The sequence below is a fragment of the Pseudomonas reactans genome (assembly GCF_013387025.1).
GTDB lineage: Bacteria > Pseudomonadota > Gammaproteobacteria > Pseudomonadales > Pseudomonadaceae > Aquipseudomonas > Aquipseudomonas reactans.
In genome coordinates, this window is sequence record NZ_JACAQP010000040.1 from 57349 (window position 1) to 77776 (window position 20428).

General features: G+C 62.7%; 14 protein-coding genes. 6 read left to right on the top strand and 8 right to left on the bottom strand.

Annotation, left to right across the window (positions count from 1 at the left end):
- The first annotated feature begins 1 nt into the window (after position 1).
- From HX793_RS27655 to tagF, 6 genes are read left to right on the top strand one after another with little or no spacing between them, the layout of a single operon-like run.
- A complete protein-coding gene (locus HX793_RS27655) occupies positions 2–1963 on the top strand; it encodes a type VI secretion system Vgr family protein (protein WP_177095155.1) in 1962 nt (653 codons plus the stop codon).
- A gap of 18 nt (positions 1964–1981) precedes the next feature.
- Entirely contained in the window at positions 1982–3385 is a 1404-nt protein-coding gene (tagH, locus tag HX793_RS27660) for a type VI secretion system-associated FHA domain protein TagH (protein ID WP_177095157.1), read from the top strand.
- A gap of 27 nt (positions 3386–3412) precedes the next feature.
- Positions 3413–4744, top strand: a complete 1332-nt coding sequence (gene tssK, locus HX793_RS27665; protein WP_177095165.1) for a type VI secretion system baseplate subunit TssK — start codon at positions 3413–3415, stop codon at positions 4742–4744.
- Positions 4745–4759: 15 nt separating this feature from the next.
- Positions 4760–6031: a type IVB secretion system protein IcmH/DotU gene (gene icmH, locus HX793_RS27670; RefSeq protein WP_016974941.1), complete on the top strand. Its 1272-nt coding sequence runs from the start codon at positions 4760–4762 to the stop codon at positions 6029–6031.
- 2 nt (positions 6032–6033) lie between these two features.
- Positions 6034–9597, top strand: coding sequence for a type VI secretion system membrane subunit TssM (gene tssM / locus HX793_RS27675; RefSeq protein WP_177095173.1), 3564 nt, complete (start codon positions 6034–6036; stop codon positions 9595–9597).
- 9 nt (positions 9598–9606) lie between these two features.
- The gene (gene tagF, locus HX793_RS27680; protein ID WP_177095175.1) at positions 9607–10167 is read left to right on the top strand and encodes a type VI secretion system-associated protein TagF; all 561 of its coding nucleotides are present in this window, start codon (positions 9607–9609) and stop codon (positions 10165–10167) included.
- A gap of 239 nt (positions 10168–10406) precedes the next feature.
- Here tagF and nuoN read toward each other — a convergent pair whose 3' ends face one another.
- From nuoN to nuoG, 8 genes are read right to left on the bottom strand one after another with little or no spacing between them, the layout of a single operon-like run.
- On the bottom strand, positions 10407–11870 hold the full coding sequence (nuoN, locus tag HX793_RS27685) for an NADH-quinone oxidoreductase subunit NuoN (protein ID WP_016974944.1): 1464 nt from the start codon (positions 11868–11870) through the stop codon (positions 10407–10409).
- 7 nt (positions 11871–11877) lie between these two features.
- Complete coding sequence (gene nuoM / locus HX793_RS27690; protein WP_010209575.1) at positions 11878–13410, bottom strand: NADH-quinone oxidoreductase subunit M; 1533 nt, start codon at positions 13408–13410, stop codon at positions 11878–11880.
- A 49-nt stretch (positions 13411–13459) separates the two neighbouring features.
- Positions 13460–15313, bottom strand: a complete 1854-nt coding sequence (gene nuoL, locus HX793_RS27695) for an NADH-quinone oxidoreductase subunit L (RefSeq protein ID WP_177095177.1) — start codon at positions 15311–15313, stop codon at positions 13460–13462.
- On the bottom strand, positions 15310–15618 hold the full coding sequence (gene nuoK / locus HX793_RS27700) for an NADH-quinone oxidoreductase subunit NuoK (protein WP_003174727.1): 309 nt from the start codon (positions 15616–15618) through the stop codon (positions 15310–15312). Before nuoK ends, nuoL begins: the two co-directional genes overlap by 4 nt.
- A 2-nt stretch (positions 15619–15620) precedes the next feature.
- Positions 15621–16124 (bottom strand): NADH-quinone oxidoreductase subunit J, encoded by a 504-nt coding sequence (gene nuoJ, locus HX793_RS27705; protein WP_016974946.1) that lies wholly within the window; start codon positions 16122–16124, stop codon positions 15621–15623.
- A gap of 9 nt (positions 16125–16133) precedes the next feature.
- Positions 16134–16682 carry an NADH-quinone oxidoreductase subunit NuoI gene (gene nuoI, locus HX793_RS27710; protein WP_177060893.1) on the bottom strand — a complete coding sequence of 183 codons (549 nt, stop codon included), beginning with the start codon at positions 16680–16682 and terminating at the stop codon, positions 16134–16136.
- 11 nt (positions 16683–16693) lie between these two features.
- Positions 16694–17701 (bottom strand): NADH-quinone oxidoreductase subunit NuoH, encoded by a 1008-nt coding sequence (gene nuoH, locus HX793_RS27715; protein ID WP_017137518.1) that lies wholly within the window; start codon positions 17699–17701, stop codon positions 16694–16696.
- Complete coding sequence (nuoG, locus tag HX793_RS27720; protein WP_177052057.1) at positions 17698–20412, bottom strand: NADH-quinone oxidoreductase subunit NuoG; 2715 nt, start codon at positions 20410–20412, stop codon at positions 17698–17700. The genes nuoH and nuoG overlap by 4 nt, the downstream gene beginning before the upstream one ends.
- Between the last annotated feature and the right edge of the window lie 16 nt (positions 20413–20428).

Below are 20428 nucleotides of genomic sequence, written 5' to 3' on the forward strand. Positions count from 1 at the left end.
TATGGCGACCTTACAGATTCACCGTGAAATACAGCTCACCAGCGTATTGGGCACCGACGTCTTGCTGTTTCGACGCATGCAGGCGCAGGAAGGCCTGTCCCAGCTCAGCGAGTACCGGCTGGAGTTGTACAGCGAGCGCGCCGACTTGAATATCGACGACCTGCTGGCCACCCAGATGACCATCGCAGTGGACCTGCCCAAAGGCGGCAGCCGCTACTTCAACGGGCACGTCAGTCACTTTGCGTTCACCGGTCGCCAGGGGCGTTACGCCACATATACGGCGGTGCTGCGGCCGTGGCTGTGGTTCCTGACGTTGGCCAGCGACTGCCGGATTTTCCAGGAACTGAGTGTGCCGGACATTCTCAAGCAGGTGTTCGCGCCCTACAGCATTGCGGATGTCGACACCTCGGGCCTGAGCGCCAGCTACAAGGCGCTGACCTACTGTGTGCAGTATCGCGAAAGCGATTTCAATTTTGTCAGCCGCCTAATGGAGCAGGAGGGCATCTACTACTTCTTCAAGAGCGCGGCCGGGCGTCACACGTTGGTACTGGCTGATTCTTACGGTGCCCATTCGTCCGCGCCGGGGTACGCCCAGGTGCGTTTCATGCCCGCCGAAGACCACGCCATGCGTGAAAGCGAAGTGATCTACGACTGGCGCATGAGCGGCGAGGTGGAGCCGGGCGGCTACACACTGCAGGACTTCGATTTCGAAAAGCCCAGCGCCAACCTGCTGGCCAAGTCGACCCTGGCCGGCAGCTACCCGCAATCGCGTCATGAGCGGTACGACTACCCCGGCAAATACACCGAACGCAAACAGGGCGAAACCTTTGCGCGCACGCTGATCGAGTCGCTGCACACCGGCACCCAGCGCGTCAGCGGCGCCACCCGCGCGCGCGGCCTGTTTCCGGGCGCGCTGATGACCTTGACCGAACACCCGCGCAGCGAGCAGAACGCGCAGTTCCTGTTGCTGGAGGCGCGTTACCGGTTGTCGTCGGACACCTATGAGCCGACGCCGCCGGACCATCCAGAGCCGGTGCTCACCTGCGAGTTTGTCGCCCTGTCGCGCCAGCAGCCATTCCGTGCACCGTGTGTGTCGCGCAAACCGCTGATGCACGGCCCGCAGACCGCCATGGTGGTGGGCAAGCAGGGCGAAGAAATCTGGACCGACAAATACGGGCGCATCAAGGTGCAGTTCCACTGGGACCGCGAGGGCAAGCGCGATGAAAACAGTTCGTGCTGGATTCGCGTCGCCCAGGGCTGGGCCGGTAAACGCTGGGGCGCGCTGTACACGCCGCGTATCGGCCAGGAGGTGGTGGTGAGTTTTCTGGAAGGCGACCCCGACCAACCGCTGGTGACCGGCAGTGTCTACAACGCCGACACCCTGCCACCCTATGCGCTGCCGGAAAATGCCACGCGTTCGACGATCAAAAGCAACTCGTCCAAGGGCGGCGGTGGTTACAACGAGCTGCGTTTCGAAGACAAGAAAGGCGCGGAACAGGTGTTCCTGCACGCCCAGAAGAACCTCGACCAGCGCGTGCTCAAGGACTCCCTGGACTGGGTCGGCGGTGACCGCCATTCAAAAGTCGACAACGACCTGCGCGAGAAAGTCGGTGGTGACCGGCATTCCTCGGTGGGCGGCAATCGCAACGAGAAAGCCACAGGCGCCGTGTCGATGACCGCCGGCACCAACATGATCATCGACGGCAAGTTGAAGACCGGTGTTACTGCCGGTCTCGACGTGCACATCAAGGGCGGCATGAACGTGGTGATCGAAGCCGGGGCGACCATCACCCTGAAAGTCGGCACGACCTTTCTCACCCTCACCCCGGCGATGATTCTCGCCTCGACCATTCCCATCCCCTTGCCCCAGGCCGGCACCGCCGCGACGGCACTGGCGCTGTCGGCCGCCACGGGGCCTGCCGGCGTGCCGTTGCCGCCCAAGGAGGCCGACGATGGCAAATAACCCTTACAGGAGCCCGCTATGAACCTGATCCTACTGGTCAAAAGCTACCGCGACCAACCGATGCCCGGTGACGTGATCTGCCGGTTTACCGAGGTCGGTGGCTCCATCGGCCGAGGGCCGGACAATGACCTGACCCTGGATGACCCTGGCAAATACATTTCGCGGGTGCATGCGCGCATCGAGCTGCGTGGCGCCGAGTTTTACCTGACTGACACCGGCAGCAATCCCAGCCTGGTCAATGAGCGTCCGCTGGGTAACGGGCGCGAGCGCGTGCTGGAGGAGGGCGATCGCCTGGTGATCGGTGATTACGCCTTGGAGGTGCGCCTGGAGCAGCCAGCCGCCGTCGAACCTGAAGATGACGCCCTGGCCACGCGGATCCTGCCGCCATTGTTTGTGCCGCCCCCGCCGCCCGTGGCCGCGCCGCTGCCACCCCTGGAAGTCCCACGGCCGTTGGTACGCGACCCGGAAGTGGTGGTGCCGGTGCTGCTGCATGATGACTTGGCCGGTGCGCGCATCTTGGAGGGCGGCTCGTTGTTTGACGGGGCGATGCCGTTGTCGGACCCGTTGGGGTTGAATCCATCGCTAACGCCAACGTTTCGCGGCACCGAGAGTGATCACGTGGCGCCGCAGTTGCAGGCGTTCAACGCGCCGTTGTGGCAAGCAGAGCCGCCAGTCATCCCGGAGGATTACAACCCGTTGCTCGGCCTGTCGTCAGAACCAGCGGTTTTGCCGGATCTAAATGTGGGAGCGGGCTTGCCCGCGAAGAACGATAACGCGGTGGTTCAGGAAAACCTCGGTGTGCGTGAGCCCATCGCGGGCAAGCCCGCTCCCACAGTGGGGGATGCTGTCCTGCAGGCCCTGTTGACTGGCCTCGGTATCCCGGACCTGCACACCTCGCGCTCGCCCACCGAACTCGCCCAGCTCATCGGCGAAATGCTCCGCGCCACCACCACCGGCACTATGGATGTGCTCCTGGCCCGCGCGCTGACCAAGCGCGAAAGCCATATCGACATGACCATGATCGGCGCCTATTCCAACAACCCGCTCAAATTCTTTCCTGACGCCGACAGCGCCCTGACTCAAATGCTCGGTGGCGACTCGCCGGCCTATATGCGTCCGGTCAAGGCGATGAACGCCTCGTTCGAAGACCTCAAGGCCCACGAACTGGCGGTGATCGCCGGCATGCGCGCGGCCCTTGGCGCGGTGGTGCAGCGCTTTGATCCGGCACGGGTCGAGCAACGCCGCACCACCCATGGCGCGCTGGACAAGTGGATGCCGGCGCGGCGCAAGGCGCGGTTGTGGGATCGTTTGGTAGAGCGCTACGAAGACCTGGCACGGGATGCCGATGAGGATTTGCAGCGGCTGTTTGGTGAGCTGTTTTCCAAGGCTTATGAGGAGCAGGTCGCGCGGATGCGCTCCTGACTCCAGCCCTTTTATTGAGAAGAAATCATGTCCTGGAATAACAAAGTCGTCTGGTCCGAAGGCATGCTGTTGCAGCCTCAGCACCTGCAACAACATGACCGTTTCCTGCAGGCCCAACTGGAAGCCCGCGTCAGTGCCTTGCGCGCTTACAGCTGGGGTTTTTCCACGCTGGAAATCGACCCGCAGCAGTTGGCCATGGGCAAGTTGTCCTTGTTGTCCTTCAGCGGCGTGTTGCCTGACGGCACGCCGGTTGGCCTGCCTTTCGGCGATGAAATGCCGTTGCCCCTGGAGATCCCCGGCGACGCCCGCGATTTGAAAGTGGTACTGGCGCTGCCCAGCCTGCGTCCTGGCGTGTCGGAAGTGGATGACAACCCCAGCTTTGAAAACTTTGCCCGCCATCGCAGCAGCGAGTACGAAGCCTGGGACAGCAATGGCCTGGACAGCAGCGCGTTGATGAGCATCGGCAAACTGCGTCTGCGCCTGGCGTTTGAAGGCGATGTAGCGGATGCCTACACCACCCTGGGCATCGCCCATGTGGTGGAAAAGCGTGCCGACAAAAGCGTGGTGCTCGACCGCACTTACTGCCCGCCGTGCCTGGACATGCGCGCCGCCGAACGCCTGGGAGCGTTTGTCGATGAGCTGCTGGGCCTGGTGCAGCAACGGGTCGAGGCGCTGGCGTCGCGCCTGACCCAACCCGACGGCAGCGGCGCAGCAGAAATCGCCGACTTCCTGTTGTTACAGGTGCTCAATCGCAGCCTGCCGTTGGTGCGCCACTTGGCCGCGATGACCGGTCTGCATCCCGAGCAGTTGTACCGCGACCTCGCGAGCCTGGCCGGTGAATTGGCGACTTTTACCCGCGATGACAAGCGCGCCGCTGCCTACCCGGCGTACCGCCATGCGGCCCTGGCGGAAACCTTCGCCCCGGTAATGCGCGACCTGCGCCGCGCGCTGTCGACGGTGATGGATGCACGCGCCATCGCCATCCCTCTGGAAGAGCGCCAGTACGGCATTCGCGTGGCAGTGCTGCCTGACCAGGACCTGCTGCGTTCGGCCACCTTCATCCTCGCGGTGCAGGCACAGATGTCCGCCGAGAGCGTGCGCAACAGTTTCCCGCCGCAGGTCAAGATCGGCTCGGTGGAAAAGATCCGCGACCTGGTCAACCTGCAATTGCCGGGTATCGGTCTGCGCCCCTTGCCGGTGGCGCCACGGCAGTTGCCGTTCCACGCCGGCTTTACCTATTTCGAACTCGATCGCAGCAGCGAATATTGGCAATTGCTGAGCCAGTCGGCCGGCTTTGCCCTGCATATCGCCGGGGTGTTCCCAGGGCTGGACATGCAGTTCTGGGCGATCCGCAACTAAGGCAAGGTGACTGACGTGAACGACACTTTTGAAGGCGACCCGGATCGCACCTTGCTGATTCCCACGCCAGGCGGACGCAGGGCAGTGCCGCCTGTGACACCGGTACAGCGCGAAGCCGTGGTGTTACAGGGGCAGGGGCTCAACCCGCTGGTGCGCGCGGCCAACCCGCTGCTGGATCTGGTGGTGCCGCTGCGCAGCCTCACCACCATGCCGGACATGGAAGGCCTGCGCCAGCGCCTGATCCAGGCGGTGCAGGCCTTTGAAACTCAGGCCCGCGCCAGCCAAGTGGATGTGGAAACCGTGGCGGCCGCGCGCTACGCGCTGTGCACCCTGGTCGACGAAACCATCGCCAGCACGCCGTGGGGCGCCGGTGTGTGGGGCAGCCGCAGCCTGTTGGTGACCTTCCACAACGAGGCGTGGGGCGGCGAGAAGTTCTTCATGATCCTGCAGCGCCTGAGCCAGGACCTGCGTACCCATATCGACGTGCTGGAGTTGATGTACCTGTGCATGGCCCTGGGCCTGGAAGGGCGTTATCGCGTGTTGGATCGCGGCATGGATCAGTTGGGGTTGTTGCGTGAACGCCTGCTGCAATTGATCAACCAGCAACGCGGCACTCGGGAACAGGACTTGTCACCGCGTTGGCGCGGTGCCGAAGCACCGCAGGCCTCGATGCTGCGGCGGGTCCCGTTGTGGGTGTTGGCGTCGGTGGCGGCGGTGCTGCTGTTGAGTGTGCAATTGACCTACAGCTGGCTGCTCAACCGTGCGTCCGATCCTGTGTTCGCCCAGCTCGGTTCGATCCGTGTGGCCTCGCCGCTCAAAGTGGCGGTGCCCACGACACCTGCGCCCGTGCGCCTGGCCGGGTTCCTCGCGCCGGAAGTGGCGCAGGGGTTGGTGGCGGTGAAAGACAGCGCCGACCGCTCGGTGATCACCTTGCGCGGCGATGGGGTGTTTGCCTCCGGCAGCGCCGAAGTGTCGGGCAACTTCGACGGCTTGCTCGCACGCATCGGCGATGCCCTGGCCACGGTGCCGGGGGATGTGGTGGTGGTCGGGCATACCGACAACGTGCGGCCCTCGGCGACCTCACGGCTGGGCTCCAACTTCGACCTGTCCCAGGCGCGGGCCAAGACCGTCGCACGCTTGCTGGCGCAGCGGGCCGGGCCGGTGGAGCGTTACCGCAGCGAAGGCCGTGGCGAAACCGAACCGCTGGTGCCCAACGATTCAGCGGCGAATCGCGCGCGTAACCGCCGCGTCGATATCACCGTATTGATCCCTTCCCAGGCGCAATAGCCATGAATTTTTCGACGCTGTTTTCGTTGTTATGGTCCCCGGTGGAGCGCTTCATCCTGTGGCTGCTCAAGCCCTGGTTGTTGTCGTTGATCGGTGTGGCTTTGCTGTCGTTGCTGGTGTGGTACGAGGGCCCGCTGCTGGCGTTCAACGGCAGCGAGCCGTTGGCGCCGGAGTCGCGGCGCTGGGGCTTGATCGCGGTGTTTGTATTGATCTGGGCCGGTTATTTTGCCTGGCGTCTGTGGCGAGCCTGGCGCGCCAATCGCGGCTTGATGGCCGGCGTGGCCGAAGCGCCAGTGGTGGCGCCCGGCGTGCGTGAGTCCCAGGCCGAAGTGGCTGAGTTGGGCGAACGCATGCGCTCGGCCATGGCGGTGCTGCGCAAGGCCAATCCTGGCTGGAAGATGAGCGGGCAGTACCTGTATCAATTGCCGTGGTACATGTTCGTCGGCGCGCCAGGCAGCGGCAAGACCACGGCGCTGACCCATTCCGGGCTGCAATTTCCCCTGCGCGAGGCCATGGGCAGCGGTGCCATCGGCGGTGTCGGCGGCACGCGGCATTGCGATTGGTGGTTCACCGATGAAGCGGTGCTGCTCGACACTGCCGGGCGCTACACCACCCAGGACAGCTATACCGAAGTCGACAAGGCCGCGTGGGGTGGCTTCCTCGACCTGCTGAAAAAGTACCGTCGCCAACGCCCGGTCAACGGTGTGATCGTGGCCTTGAGCGTCAGCGACCTGCTGCAACAGACCGACGCTCAGCGTCAGGCCCAGGCCGTGGCGATCCGTGCGCGCATCAATGAGCTGTACGAGCGCCTGGGCCTGCGCTTCCCGGTGTATGTGATCATCACCAAGTGCGACTTGCTCGCGGGCTTTTCGGAGTTCTTCGAAACCTTCGGTCGGGACGAACGTGCGCAGGTGTGGGGCGTGACCTTCCCGTTGGTCCAGCCACCCCAGGCGGAGACGGGCCTGGCGTCGTTCCCGGGCGAGTTCGATGCCCTGGAGCGCCAGTTGCAACGGCGTGTGCTGGAGCGTTTGCAGCAGGAGCGCGACCTGTCGCGACGCGCCTTGCTCTACAGCTTCCCGCAACAGTTCGCCAGCCTGGGCGACGGCCTCACGCGTTTTCTCAATACGGTCTTCGAAGCCAACCGCTACCAGGAGGCGGCGCTGCTGCGTGGTGTGTATTTCACCAGCGGCACCCAGGAAGGCAGTCCGATCGATCGGGTGCTGACCTCGCTGGCCGCCTCCTTCGGCCTGGGTCGCAAGGTGTTGGCGGCGAATGTCGCCAGCGGGCGCAGTTACTTCATCACCCGCCTGCTGCGCGAAGTGATCTTCAAGGAAGCCGGGCTCGCCGGGGTCAATCACCAGGAACAACGGCGCCGACGCTTGCTCGGCCGGGCGGGGCGCATGGCGGCGGGTATGGCGTTTGTCCTGCTGCTGGTCGGCATGACCATCAGCTACACCCGCAACCTGCAACTGATCGCCGATGCGTCCAATGCCGCTACCAATGTCGCACAATTGGCTAAGGCACTGCCGGCCGAAGGCGATGTGCTGGTGACCCTGCCATTGCTGAATGCCGCGCGCGCGTTGCCCAGCGGCTACAGCGACGGCGACCGCAGTGTGCCGTTGCTCAGCCGCATGGGCCTGTATCAGGGCAACAAGCTGGGTGCGGGCGCAGTCACGTTGTATCGGCGCTTGCTGCGCAGCACCTTGTTGCCGCATATCGTCGCCAACATGGAAAACGCCTTGCGCCGTGGCGACGCGAGCAATCAGGAGTTTCTCTACGAAACCTTGCGCGCTTACCTGATGCTGGGTGAGCGGCAGTTCTTCGATGCACCGTCGGTGCAAGCCTGGGTCGATGTGGACTGGCGTCGCGAACTGCCCCAGGCCACGCCTGCGCAGTTGCAGCAGCTATCGGATCATATCGCGGCGCTGCTGGAGGCCGACGACGAGGCCGAGCCGGTGCAGCTGGATAGCGCGTTGGTGGCCAAGGTGCGCCTGGCGCTGGCGAGCATGCCGTTGTCCCAGCGCATCTATAACCGGGTGAAACGCCAGGTCGACCAGCAGCACCTGCCCGAGCTGAGTGTGAACAGTGCGGTGGGGCGGGATGTTTCGTCGCTGATGACCCGTGCCAGTGGCGAGCCGTTGTCCCGAGGGGTGAGTGGCGTCTACAGCATCGCCGGCTACCGAGAACTGACCCGCAAGACCCCGCAGGCTGTGGCCGAGATGGCCAAGGACAGTTGGGTGCTGGACCGCCAGGAGTCGGCGCAGATTGCCGGCGCCGACCCGGCCATGCAGGCGGCGGTGCTGGAGTTGTACTACGCCGACTACATCCGCCAATGGGACAGTTTCCTCGCGGATGTGCACCTGGCACCGTTAACCAGCCTTGGCCAGGCCTCGTTGGTGACCAATGTGCTCGCCGCCAGCGATTCACCGTTGCGCGCGTTGCTGGTGGCGGTGTCGAAGGAAACCACGCTGGAGGGGGCGTTGACCTCGACGACAGTCAAGGACACCGATCAGCGCGTGCGCGACAAGATCGCTGCGGCCACGCAAAAGCTGCAATCGGCGCTGGGTGGCGATAGCCTGGCACCGGTGGCGGACGCGTCGGCCAACCCGGTGGACCCGCATTTCGCTACGCTGCATCGCCTGGTAGGCAACGGCGCCGGCCCGCAGCCGGTGGATGAGGTGTTGGCGTCGCTGAAGGACGCCGGGCAATTCTTCGACAGCGCTGACGCCGCGCGCCGCAGTGCTGCGCCGGCACCTTCCAACGAGGTGTTGGGGCGCTTGAAACGCTCGGGTGACACGCAGCCTGCGCCGTTGTCAACGCTGCTGCGCGATGTGGAGTCGGGTGGCACGGCGCTGACCCTCGGCAATGAAAAAGCCCGGTTGAATGCGTTATGGGAAGCGACGGGTGCACCATTCTGTCGAGCGGCCATTGATGGGCGTTATCCGCTGGTGCGCAGCTCGGCCCGCGATGCCACCGCCGATGACTTCGGCAAGTTTTTCGGCCCGGGTGGGTTGATGGATGATTTTTTCAGCAAGAACCTCGCGGCGTATGTCGACATGAGTGGCAGCCAGTGGCGCTGGCGATCAACTGGTGTGACGCCACTGAACATCTCCCAGGATGTGCTTAATCAGTTCCAGCGTGGTGCCAGGCTGCGCGACATGTTCTTCGTGGCCGGTGCGCGCCAGCCATCCATGCGCTTCGACTTGAAAACCCTGGGGGCAGACCCGGCACTGAGCAAGGTCACGTTGGATATCGATGGTCAGCCGGTGGTGTTTGACGCCGGTACTGTGCCCGACTTTGTCAGTATCTCGCTGCCCAGCGGTAAGTCCGGCGGCCTTGTGCGCCTGGACGCTACGCCAGTTCTGGCCAGCCCACTGCGCAGCGACGGCCCCTGGGGTTGGCTGCGCATGATGGACAAGGCCGTGGTGAACACCCAGGGCGAACAGCTGCAACTGACCTTCAACCTGGAAGGCCATCGGGTGGCGTATCTGTTGCGAGCCAGCAGTGTGATCAACCCGTTCCGCCGCGACAGCCTCGAGCAGTTCCATTGCCCGGGCAGCTTTTAGGAAACAGCCATGAATGGATTTTTTGGCAAGGTCCCCAGTTTGGGAGACTTTGTCAGTCGTCGTTTGCCAGCGGAATTCTTGCACCCGTGGGACGCCTGGTTACAGGCCGGCTTGCAGTGCAGTCGTGAGCGGTTGGTCGAGCAATGGCTGGAGGTGTACCTGTGCAGCCCGATCTGGCACTTTGCGTTGACGGCGGGTGTGTGTGGTGAACTGGGCTGGGCCGGGGTGATGATTCCCAGTGTGGATCGGGTGGGGCGCTATTTTCCACTGACCGTTGCTGCGGCAGTTGGCGTTATATCGCCGTTGGATACTGCCTGGTACGGTGAGGTGGAAAGGCTTGCGCTGTCAGCCTTGAGCGAGGCGTTTTCGCTGGAGGCCTTTGATGAGTTGCTGATGGCGCTGCCATTACCGACACAGATCAATGAATCGAGCACGCGTATGGACCCAGCCGTGCGCGTGCTGTTCTGGACCGACGGCTCACCGCGCGTTGCACCGACGATGTGGGAAGGGGAGAGATTGCCCGATGCTGAGACCTTTGCCGATATGCTCGGTGGCATTGATGTGCGCTGACACTGTGGCGAAGGGCTGATTGTAGTGAGCGGGCTTGCCCCGCGCTGGGCTGCGAAGCGGCCCCAAAACCGACCCTGAGGTGTGTCTGAAAAAACGCGGTGGCGTGATAGGGCTGCTGCGCAGCCCCGCGCGGGGCAAGCCCGCTCACCACAACAAGTCCGGCCACCACAGATATCACTCCCAGAAACGCAAAACGGCGCCCGAAGGCGCCGTTTTGTTGACTGCATCCCGCTAAGCGATCAAACGCCCAGCACCGCGTGCTGCACCAGGGTGAGCAACGGTTGTGGGTAAACACCCAGGAAGAACGCGAGCAGGGCGATGGCCAGCAGCATTACGCCGCCTGCCTTCTGTTCCCAATGCAGCTCGGCGTCCACACGGCGCAGGTTTGGCTCGATCAGGTACAGGGTGACCATCACGCGCAGGTAGTAGAACACGCCGATGGCGCTGCCCAGTACCAGCGAGGCAACCAACCACCACTCGTGGGCTTCAACGCCGGTGGCGACGATGTAGAACTTGCCGATAAAGCCCGCAGTCAGCGGAATGCCGGCCAGGGACAGCATCATCACGGTGAGTACGGCGGTCAGGTACGGACGGCGCCAGAACAGGCCGCGGTATTCGTACAGGGCGTCGGCGTCACGGCCTTTGAACGGCGAGGACATCAGCGTGATCACGCCGAACGCGCCCAGGCTGGTGATCACGTAGGTGACCAGGTACACGCCCATGGCTTCCACGGCCAGGCCTTTGCTCGCTACCAGGGCGATCAGCAGGTAGCCGAAGTGGGCGATGGAGGAGTAACCCAGCAGACGCTTGAGGTTGTTCTGGGTCAGGGCCAGCAGGTTACCGAACAGGATCGACGCGATGGCGATCACGGTCAGCACGGTGCTCAGCACGCCGGTGTTGGCAGCAGGCGAGATCTGGAACAGACGCACCATCACCGCAAACACAGCAACCTTCGACGCGGTGGCCAGAAACGCCGCCACCGGCGCCGGGGCGCCTTCGTACACGTCCGGGGTCCACAGGTGGAACGGCACCAACGACAGCTTGAACGCCAGGCCGATCAACATCATCGCCAGGCCCAGTTGGGCGATTGGCGCAGGCATGTGGGTGGTGGCCAGGGCGTGACCGATACCGGTGAAGCTCAGGCTGCCGGCTTCGGCGTAGAGCAGGGCCATACCAAACAACAGGAACGCAGAACCGGCAGCCGACAGCACCATGTACTTGATGCCGGCTTCCAGGGAGCGCTTGTTGAAGAAGGCGTAGGCCACCAGGCCGTAGGTCGGGATCGACAGCAGTTCCAGGCCGATGAACAGGCCCGCCAGGTGCTGCGCGCTGACCAGCACGATACCGCCGGCCGCAGCCAGCAGGATCAGCAGGTACAGCTCTTCCTTGTTGCCTGGGTAGCCGGTGCCGCCTTCGCCCATGTAGGCGTGGGCGAGGGTGACGCAGGCCAGGGTCGCGACCAGGATCAGCGCGATATACAGCAGGGCGAAGTCATCCACCATCATCAACGGCGTGACCGCCAATGGCGCGACCTTGAGGGCCGGGATGATCGACAGCAGGGCCAGGTTGAGGCCGGCACAGGACAGCAGGAACGTTTGCGAGTGATTGCGGCGCCAGGCGATTGCCAGCATCACCACCACGATGGTGAGGCTGGTAATCAGCAGCGGCGCAAGCGCGATAAAGTGTTGGATCGTGAATTCCATAGCGCTCTTACCGGGCCGAAGCGAGTTGAGAGAAGGCGGTGCCGAACCACTGCTGCACGCCATGCATCGTCGCGGCAGAAGTGTCCAGGAACGGTTGCGGGTACACGCCGATGTAGATCAGCAGCACCGCAAGGCCGAGCACCATGATCAGTTCGCGAGCATCCATCCCTTGCAGGACAGTGTCGGACTTGGCCGGGCCGAAGTAGGCGCGGTGGATCATGATCAGCGAGTAGACCGAACCAAACACCAGGCCGGAGGTAGCAATCGCACTGATCCAAGGTGTTTGCACAAAGGCACCCATCAGGATCAGGAACTCGCCGATGAAGTTGCCGGTGCCCGGCAAGCCCAGGGACGCTGCAGCGAAGAACAGGCTGATCGCCGGCAGGTACGCGATGCGCGACCACACGCCACCCATTTCACGCATGTCACGGGTGTGCAGGCGCTCGTACAACTGGCCACTCAAGATAAAGAGGGCAGCGGCCGAAACACCGTGGGCCAACATCTGGATGACTGCGCCTTGCAGCGCCAGTTGGCTGCCGGAGTAGATGCCGATCAGTACGAAACCCATGTGGGACACGGACGAGAAGGCAATCAGACGCTTGATGTCGGTTTGTGCGAAGGCCAGGAACGCACCGTAGAAGATCCCGATCAGACCCAGGGTCATGGCGATCGGCGCGAACTCGGCCGAGGCATTCGGGAACAACGGCAGTGCGAAGCGCAGCAGGCCGTAGGCCGCAGTCTTCAACAGGATACCGGCCAAGTCCACGGAACCGGCAGTAGGCGCCTGGGCGTGGGCATCCGGCAGCCAGGAGTGGAACGGCACCACCGGCAGCTTCACCGCGAACGCGATGAAGAAGCCCAGCATCAGGATGTATTCGGTGGTGAGGGACATCTTGGTTTTCAACAGGTCGGCGTAGTTGAAGGTAATCACGCCGGTGTTGTTGAAGTTGACCAGTACCAGGCCCAGGATCGCCACCAACATGATCAGGCCGGAAGCCTGGGTGAAGATGAAGAACTTGGTCGCCGCATAGATCCGGGTTTTCTTGCCGTCCGAAGAACTGTGACCCCAGAGCGCGATGAGGAAGTACATCGGCACCAGCATCATTTCCCAGAAGAAGAAGAACATGAACAGGTCGAGGGCGAGGAACACGCCGACAACGCCGCCCAGGATCCACATCAGGTTCAGGTGGAAGAAGCCCACGTGACGCTGGATCTCTTTCCAGGAGCAGAGTACCGAAAGGATACCCAGCAGGCCGGTCAGCAGGATCATCAACAGCGACAGGCCATCGAGGGCCAGGTGCACGTTGATGCCGAAGCGCTGGATCCACACGTGCTTGAATTCAAGCGCGAAAGTCGGATCGACACCCGGTGCTGGAGCAAATGAATAGTCACCATGGGCCCACAGCCAGAGGCCGAGTGCGAGTTCCAGGGACATGGTCAGCAACGCAATCCAGCGGGGGAGGGTGGCGCCGAAGCGTTCACCCATCCAGCAGAGCAGGCCGCCGATAAAGGGGATCAGGATTAGCCAGGGCAGAATCATGACAGGCTCGTTTCCTTTCGCAAGTTCGCAAAGTTGGCAATGTTCATAGTCACACCGCTACCACAACAATGGCGCCGATCACCAGAACTGCACCGGCAGCCATAGACGCGGCGTACCAACGCAATTGGCCTGTCTCGCTGCGGCTCAGGGCGGTGTGACCGGCCTTGGCAGCACGTGGGATCAAACCGATGGTCTGGTCGAGCGGGTCTTTGCGCAGTACGTGGCTGATGGCCAGGTAAGGCTTGACGAACAGTTTGTCGTAGATCCAGTCGAAGCCCCAGGCAGCGAACCACCAGGCCGACAGGAAGCGGCCAATGCCACTGTTGGCCACGGCGGTCACGAAGCGACGCTTGCCGAGGAACAGCAGGGCGGCCAGCAGGATACCGGCGATGGCAATGGCGCCCGAGGCGATTTCCAGGCTGTGCTGGGCTTCGCCGCCGGCATGGCCGACGCTTTGCGGCAGTACACCGTGCAGCGGCGGGGTGATCATGGCGCCGACGAAGGTCGACAGCACGATCAGCACCGACAATGGCAACCAGTGCGAAATGCCGTGGCCTGCGTGTGCTTCAGTCTTGGCTTCACCGTGGAAGGTGATGAAGATCAGGCGGAAGGTGTACAGCGAGGTCATGAACGCACCCACCAGGCCTGCGTACAGCAGGTTCTGGTTACCGCTGGCAAAGGCTTCCCAGAGGATTTCGTCCTTCGAGTAGAAGCCGGCAGTCACCAACGGCAGGGCGGCCAGGGCGGCACCACCGACGATGAAGCTGGCGTAGGCCAGTGGCAGTTTCTTCCACAGGCCGCCCATCTTGAAGATGTTCTGCTCGTGGTGGCAGGCAACGATCACCGCACCGGAAGCGAGGAACAGCAGGGCCTTGAAGAAAGCGTGGGTCATCAGGTGGAAGATCGCCGCGTCCCAGGCACCAACGCCCAGGGCCAGGAACATGTAGCCGATCTGGCTCATGGTCGAGTAGGCGAGGATGCGCTTGATGTCGGTCTGCACCAGCGCGGCGAAGCCGGCCAGGACCAGGGTCACGCCGCCGACGATGCCGACAAGATGCAGGATATCCGGAGCCAGAGTGAACAGGCCGTGGGTACGGGCGATCAGGTAGACACCGGCGGTGACCATGGTTGCGGCGTGGATCAGTGCGGAAACAGGGGTAGGACCGGCCATCGCATCCGCCAGCCAGGTTTGCAGCGGCAGTTGCGCGGATTTACCCACGGCGCCGCCCAGCAGCATCAGAGTGGCCAGGGTGATCCAGAAGTCGCCAACCTGGAATTTCTGCGGTGCCAGCACCAGCAGTTCCTGGATATTCAGCGTGCCCACCTGTTGGAACAGGATAAACAGGCCGATGGCCATGAACACGTCGCCGATCCGGGTGACGATGAAGGCCTTGAGTGCCGCGTTACCGTTGTTGCGGTTGCTGTAGTAGAAACCGATCAACAGGTACGAGCACAGGCCCACGCCTTCCCAGCCGAAGTACAGGAACAACAGGTTATCGCCCAGCACCAGGAACAGCATGCTGGCGATAAACAGGTTAGTGTACGAGAAGAAGCGCGAGTAACCGGCTTCACCGCGCATGTACCAGGACGCGAACAGGTGGATCAGGAAGCCCACACCCACCACCACGCCGAGCATGGTGATCGACAGGCCGTCGACATAGAGAGCGAAGTTAGGCTTGAAGCCTTCCACCGACATCCACTGCCACAGCACCAGGGTGTAGTGGCCGCCTTCCGGCGGCGCCACGTTGAATTGCCAGATAACGTAGGCGGCCACAATGGCCGACAGGCCAATGGAGCCCACGCCGATCAAGGCCGAGAGGTTTTCCGACCAGCGTCCACGAGAGAACGACAGCAGCAGGAAACCGATCAGGGGGAATACGAAAGTCAGAAAGATCATGTTCATCCGCGCATCTCACTGGCAGCGTCGATATCAAGCGTGTGGAAGCGACGATACAGTTGCAGCAGGATCGCCAGGCCGATACTGGCCTCGGCGGCTGCCAGGCTGATCACCAGGATGAACATGACTTGTCCGTCCGGCTGGCCCCAACGTGCACCCGCAACGATGAAGGCCAGTGCAGCGGCGTTCATCATGATTTCCAGGCTCATCAACACGAACAGAATGTTACGGCGAACCATCAGGCCGACCAGGCCAAGGCAGAACAGGATGCCGGCGACCGCCAGACCATGCTCCAAAGGGATAGCAGGCATCGTCATTGCTCCTTGGCTTCGTTGCGGCCCAAGTGGAAGGCGGTGATGGCTGCGGCGAGCAGCAGCATCGAAGCCAGTTCGACCACCAGCAGGTACGGGCCGAACAGGCTGATGCCCACGGCTTTCGCGTCTACGGTGGTGTGGCCGATGGCCTGGCCGCTTTGGTGAGCGAACAGCACATACAGCAGTTCACCCAGCAGCAGGGCTGCGAGGATAACCGGGCCGAGCCAGATGCCGGGCTTGAGCCAGACGCGTTCCTGGGCGACCGAAGCCGGCCCCAGGTTGAGCATCATCACCACAAACACGAACAGCACCATGATGGCGCCGGCGTAGGCGATCACTTCCAGCACACCGGCGAACGGTGCGCCGAGTGCGAAGAAGGTCATGGCCACGGCGATCAACGAAATGATCAGGTAGAGCAGGGCGTGCACAGGATTGGTGTTGGTGATCACGCGAAGCGTGGACACCACTGCAATACCGGACGCGAAATAGAAAGCGAATTCCATCTTTCTTCCTTAAGGCAGCAAGCTCTTCACGTTGACCGGCTCGGCTTCGTTTTGTGCGGCGCCTTTCGGCTTACCGGCAACGGCCATACCTGCAACACGATAGAAGTTGTAATCAGGGTTTTTACCGGGACCAGAGATCAGCAGATCTTCTTTCTCGTACACCAGGTCCTGACGTTTGAACTCGGCCATCTCGAAATCCGGTGTCAGCTGGATTGCGGTGGTCGGGCAAGCTTCCTCGCAGAGGCCGCAGAAAATGCAGCGCGAGAAGTTGATGCGGAAGAAGTCCGGGTACCAGCGACCGTCTTCGGTTTCAGCTTTCTGCAGGGAGATGCAACCCACCGGGCACGCCACGGCGCACAGGTTGCAGGCTACGCAACGCTCTTCGCCATCGGGGTCGCGGGTCAGCACGATACGGCCGCGATAGCGCGGCGGCAGGTACACCGCTTCTTCCGGGTATTGCAGGGTGTCGCGTTTGCGAAAGCCATGGCCGAAAACCATCACCAGGCTTCGCAACTGGGTACCGGTACCCTTAACGATGTCGCCAATATACTTGAACATGGGTCAAATCCTCACTGAACCGCGCCGGCTGGCGTGTTCAACAACACAACGGCAGCCGTCACCAGCAAATTGATCAGGGTCAGTGGCAGGCAGAAGCGCCAGCTGAAATCCATCACCTGGTCGTATCGTGGACGCGGAATGGAAGCGCGCAGCAGGATAAACAACATGATGAAGAACGCGGTCTTCAGGAAGAACCAGAAGAACGCCAACTGCGGCAGGATGCCGAACGGACCGTGCCAGCCGCCGAAGAACAGCGTGACCAGCAGGGCCGAGATCAAGATGATGCCGATGTACTCACCGACGAAGAACATGCCCCATTTCATGCCGGCGTATTCGATGTGGTAGCCGTCGGCCAGTTCCTGTTCCGCTTCCGGCTGGTCGAACGGGTGACGGTGAGTCACGGCGACGCCAGCAATGAAGAAAGTACAGAAGCCGAAGAACTGCGGAATGATGAACCACAGGTTCTGCGCCTGGTACTCGACGATGTCGCGCATGTTGAACGAGCCGACCTGCACCACGATGCCCATCAGCGCGAGGCCCATGAACACTTCGTAGGACACGGTCTGGGCCGAAGCCCGCAAGCTGCCCAGCAGGGCGAACTTGTTGTTGCTCGACCAACCGGCGAACAGCACCGCGTAGACCGACAAACCGGCCATGGCGAAGAAGAACAACAAGCCGATGTTCAAGTCCGCCACGCCCCAGGTCGGGGTGATCGGGATGATCGCGAAGGCGATCAGCAAGGCGCTCATGGCCACGACCGGTGCCAGGGTGAAGATCACCTTGTCGGCAAATGGCGGGGTCCAGTCTTCCTTGAAGAACATTTTCAGCATGTCGGCCGCGATCTGGAACATACCGAATGGGCCAACGCGGTTCGGACCGTAACGGTCCTGCCACCAGCCCAGCAGGCGACGTTCGACGAAGCTGAGCAGGGCGCCCGCGACGACCACGGCCAACAGGATCACGATGGCCTTGACCACCGAAATGATCACGTCAATTACTTCCGGCGTGAACCAAGTCATTGCGCTGCCTCCTGCAGACCGTCAACGGTTTTGCCAAAGATCGCCGCTGGAATGCCAGCGAAACCCTTCGGCAGTGCAACCAGGCCAGCGCCCAGCTCATCGTTGATGCGCAGCGGCAGACGCAGGGTCTGGCCGGCCACGTTCAGGCTGAGCAGGGCACCATCGTTGACGCCCAGGCGGTCGGCTTCGGACTTGGCCAGGGCAACGTAGGCGGCTGGGATGCGCTCTTGCACCGGTGCGGCTTTGGAAGAGTTTTCTTCGCTGCCGAACAGGTGGAAGAACGGCACAACCTGCCAGGTGCCTTGGGCCGGGTTGAACGGACGCGGTACAGCAGAGAACCAGTTCAGCGAATCACCGGTGCTTTCGATCAGGCGCGTGCCCGGGTCGCCAGCACGGATGTGACCACCGACTTCGTCCTGGAACTTGTTCCAGGCCTGTGGCGAGTTCCAGCCCGGCGACCAGGCGAACGGTACCTGTTGGCGCGGTTCGGCGGAGCCCGAGTAGCCTTCCATGGAGAAGGCAAACGCGGTGTCCGGGTCTTGTGGAGTACGCGGCTCGTGCACACTGATATTGGCGCGCATGGCGGTACGACCGGAGTAGCGCAGCGGCTCACGGGCGAGTTTCATGCCCTTGATGCGGAACGCGGCGGACGGTGCGGCGTCGACGATACGGGCCAGTTGCGGCGCGCTCGCGGCGGCAGCGGCGGTCACGTGGTCGAGCTGGGTCCAGTCGATCGGCTGGTTCAGCAGGGTCGCGCGCAGGGCATGCAGCCAGCGCCAGCCTTCGTGAACCAGGATGCTGGCGTCCATGTACTTCGGATCGAACACCTGGAAGAAGCGCTGGGCGCGGCCTTCCTGGCTGACCAGGGTACCGTCGCCTTCGGCGAAGGTGGCGGCTGGCAGCACCAGGTCGGCGCGCTCGCTGGTAGCCGTCTTCTGGTGGTCGGCAACGATCAGCACCTTGGCGGCGTTGAGCGCAGCGTCAACCTTGGCGGCATCGGTGCGGGTGTACAGGTCGTTTTCCAGCACCACGATGGCGTCGGCTTTGCCATCGGTGACGGCTTGCAGGGCCGCGTCCAGGGACTCGCCACCGAGCATGGCCAGGCCAAGGCTGTTGGCTTCCGGCACGACCAGGCTGATGGAACCGTTCTTGTCGCGCAGCTTCAGCGCCTTGGCGATGTTGGCAGCGGCTTCGATCAACGCCTTGGAACCCAACGAGGTGCCGGCGATGATCAATGGACGCTTGGCGGCCAGCAGGGCGTCGGCGATGCGCTGGGCCAGTTCAACGGCTTCAGCGTCCAGGCCTTCGACGGCAGGCGCGCTGGCGTCGAGGGCGTGGGCCACGGCGAAGCCGATGCGGGCCAGGTCGTCCGGTGCTGCGTGTACACATTCTTCGGCGATGTCGTCGAGCTTGGTTTCAGCCAGGCTCGCGATAAACAGCGGGTTCAGCGCGTGCTGGCCGATGTTTTTCACGGCGGCGTCGAGCCAAGGCTGTACGCGCATGGCGTCGGCCATGTCTTCGGCCTTGCCTTTCACCGACTGGCGCAGGGACAGGGCGACACGGGCAGCGGTCTGGGTCAGGTCTTCACCGAGCACGAAGATGGCGTCGTGGTCCTCGATGTCGCGCATGTTCGGAACCGGCAGCGGGCTGTCGTTCAGCACCTGCAGGACCAGGCGGATGCGCTCCAGCTCGCCGGCTTCGATACCGGAGTAGAAGTGCTCGGCACCGACCAGCTCGCGCAACGCGAAGTTGCTTTCGAGGCTGGCGCGCGGCGAACCGATACCGACGATGTTGCGACCGCGCAGCAGGTCGGCGGCTTTGTCCAGCGCGTCGTCCAGGCTCAGCTTGCCGCCGTTGGCCAACAACGGCTGGCGTGGACGGTCTTCGCGGTTGACATAGCCATAGCCGAAACGGCCACGGTCGCACAGGAAGTACTGGTTGACCGAACCGTTGAAGCGGTTTTCGATCCGACGCAGTTCGCCGTAACGCTCGCCCGGGGAGATGTTGCAACCGCTGGAGCAGCCATGGCAGATGCTCGGGGCGAACTGCATGTCCCACTTACGGTTGTAGCGCTCGGAATGCGTCTTGTCGGTGAATACACCGGTCGGGCAGACCTCGGTGAGGTTGCCGGAGAACTCGCTTTCGAGCACACCGTCTTCAACGCGACCGAAGTACACGTTGTCGTGGGCGCCGAACACGCCGAGGTCGGTGCCGCCAGCGTAGTCTTTATAGAAGCGCACGCAGCGGTAGCAGGCGATGCAGCGGTTCATTTCGTGGGAAATGAACGGGCCGAGGTCCTGGTTCTGGTGGGTACGCTTGGTGAAGCGATAACGGCGCTCGTTGTGGCCGGTCATCACCGTCATGTCTTGCAGGTGGCAGTGACCGCCTTCCTCACAGACTGGGCAGTCGTGAGGGTGGTTGGTCATCAGCCATTCAACGACACTGGCGCGGAACGCCTTGGATTCATCATCGTCGATGGAGATCCAGGTGTTGTCGGTGGCTGGGGTCATGCAGGACATGACGATACGACCACGGGTGTCGTTCTCGTCGGTGTACTGCTTGACCGCGCACTGGCGACAGGCACCGACGCTACCAAGCGCGGGGTGCCAGCAGAAATACGGAATGTCGAGGCCTAATGAGAGACATGCCTGTAACAGGTTGTCTGCCCCATCGACTTCGAGCGCTTTGCCGTCTACGTGGATAGTGGCCATGGTTCAAAGTTCTTCG